The sequence below is a fragment of the Bacillus sp. AP50 genome, assembly GCF_040492675.1.
Lineage (GTDB): Bacteria > Bacillota > Bacilli > Bacillales > Bacillaceae_G > Bacillus_A > Bacillus_A cereus.
In genome coordinates, this window is sequence record NZ_JBEUTW010000764.1 from 1 (window position 1) to 1,416 (window position 1,416).

Consider the following 1,416-nt stretch of genomic DNA (forward strand, 5'->3'; position numbering starts at 1 on the left):
AAAGAAGGCTTATTAAGAGAGTCAAAAAGAGTAGGAGAAACGTATTGGAATTTATGGGAAATGAGTATGTTAGAATATGAATGGAAGAAGTAGCAATGATAGTAATTTATAATTATATTATGTTAACAAAGGGGTTTGGTGGGTATAGTGGATAATAAAACAAAAATAATTTCAATTGCAGCTGTTTCGGGGGGAGGTAAAACTACAATTACAGAAAGATTAAAGCATAAGTTTAAAAACTCAAAAGCTCTATATTTTGATAGTTACACATTTGATAAATCTCCTGCTGATATTTGTAAATGGATTGATGATGGGGCGAATTACGACGAGTGGGTATTAACACCATTAATTCATGATATTGAGCAACTTATACAAAATAATACCTTAGACTATATTATTGTAGATTATCCTTTTGCATACTTAAATAGTGAGATGCGAAAATTCATTGATGTAACTATATTTATTGATACGCCTTTAGATATTGCGATGGCTAGAAGGATTTTGCGAGATTTTAAGGAAGGTACAATAGATGAAATACATAATGATTTGGAACATTACATGACATATGCGAGAAAAGCTTATTTAGAGGCAATTCATACTGTTAAGCCGAATTCAGATATCATATTGGATGGTTCTTTATCTGTAAGTGAAATAATTAATCACGCTGTAGAGGAACTTGGCCGAAGAGAAGTGATTGTCAATGGTTAAATGTATAACAGATGCTGTTAGGTGGATAATTGAAGTAAGGGAGAGATAAATGTGTACACTTTATTTCAATATAATTGGCAAGTAAGAGATGATTGGTTTAAGTGGTGTGAACAACTTTCAGAGGAAGATTTACTTTGCAAACTGGGGGTATGTTAGAAACATTATTTCATATTGTAGATGTAGAGTATAGTTGGATTAGTGCTCTTCAAGGAGAAGAAGATAGAAAACCGCAATTTAAAGATTATCAATCGGTTCAAAAAGTGAAAGCGTTATTTGATTTATATAAACGAGAACTTGAAGTTTTTTTGCAGTCATGATCATCTAGCCTAGAATGCTAGCACACTTAAAATAAGCCGTATAAAAAGTTAATCATTGTGTGCTTTGATTATATAATGTCGGCGAAATAAATAGTGTGAAGGACAGCTATCTTAACAAGTGTTTCATGTAACGTTCATATACTTTAATTTTTTATAATTAATTAAATTTGAATTTTGTTTGTTGTTAAGAAAAGGTGAGAAGAAAATAAAAAAAGAGGGCTAATGCCCTCTTTTTCTTTTAATTTGGTAATTAATCACAGATTGGTATCCCAAGCACTCTTAGAGCTAATGCTACTTGAAGGGAAATCTCTAATCTAGCAATTTCAATACCAGCTACTGAAAGAACTAAAAAAGGTTGTCCGTTTACAAATACAACGCAACTATCCATAGT

Annotated in this window: 2 protein-coding genes and 2 pseudogenes; 3 read left to right on the top strand and 1 reads right to left on the bottom strand. The window is 31.4% G+C overall.

Going from position 1 to position 1,416, the window contains the following annotated elements; all coding sequences use genetic code 11:
- The 3 genes and pseudogenes from ABWK52_RS29270 to ABWK52_RS29280 all read left to right on the top strand — a co-directional run.
- Positions 1-93 (top strand): annotated as a pseudogene (locus tag ABWK52_RS29270) (GNAT family N-acetyltransferase); the annotation flags it as partial.
- Positions 94-138: 45 nt separating this feature from the next.
- Positions 139-708 (top strand): AAA family ATPase, encoded by a 570-nt coding sequence (locus tag ABWK52_RS29275; RefSeq protein ID WP_000513265.1) that lies wholly within the window; start codon positions 139-141, stop codon positions 706-708.
- Positions 709-759: 51 nt separating this feature from the next.
- Positions 760-1,019, top strand: a pseudogene (locus ABWK52_RS29280) (DinB family protein); the annotation flags it as partial.
- A gap of 256 nt (positions 1,020-1,275) precedes the next feature.
- Here ABWK52_RS29280 and ABWK52_RS29285 read toward each other — a convergent pair.
- On the bottom strand, positions 1,276-1,413 hold the full coding sequence (locus ABWK52_RS29285; RefSeq protein WP_000376554.1) for a DUF3956 domain-containing protein: 138 nt from the start codon (positions 1,411-1,413) through the stop codon (positions 1,276-1,278).
- Positions 1,414-1,416: the final 3 nt, after the last annotated feature.

What these genes read in the sequence shown, in the direction of transcription:
- ABWK52_RS29285 (WP_000376554.1), bottom strand. Translation starts at nt 1,413, where the DNA reads ATGGATAGTTGCGTTGTATTTGTAAACGGACAACCTTTTTTAGTTCTT.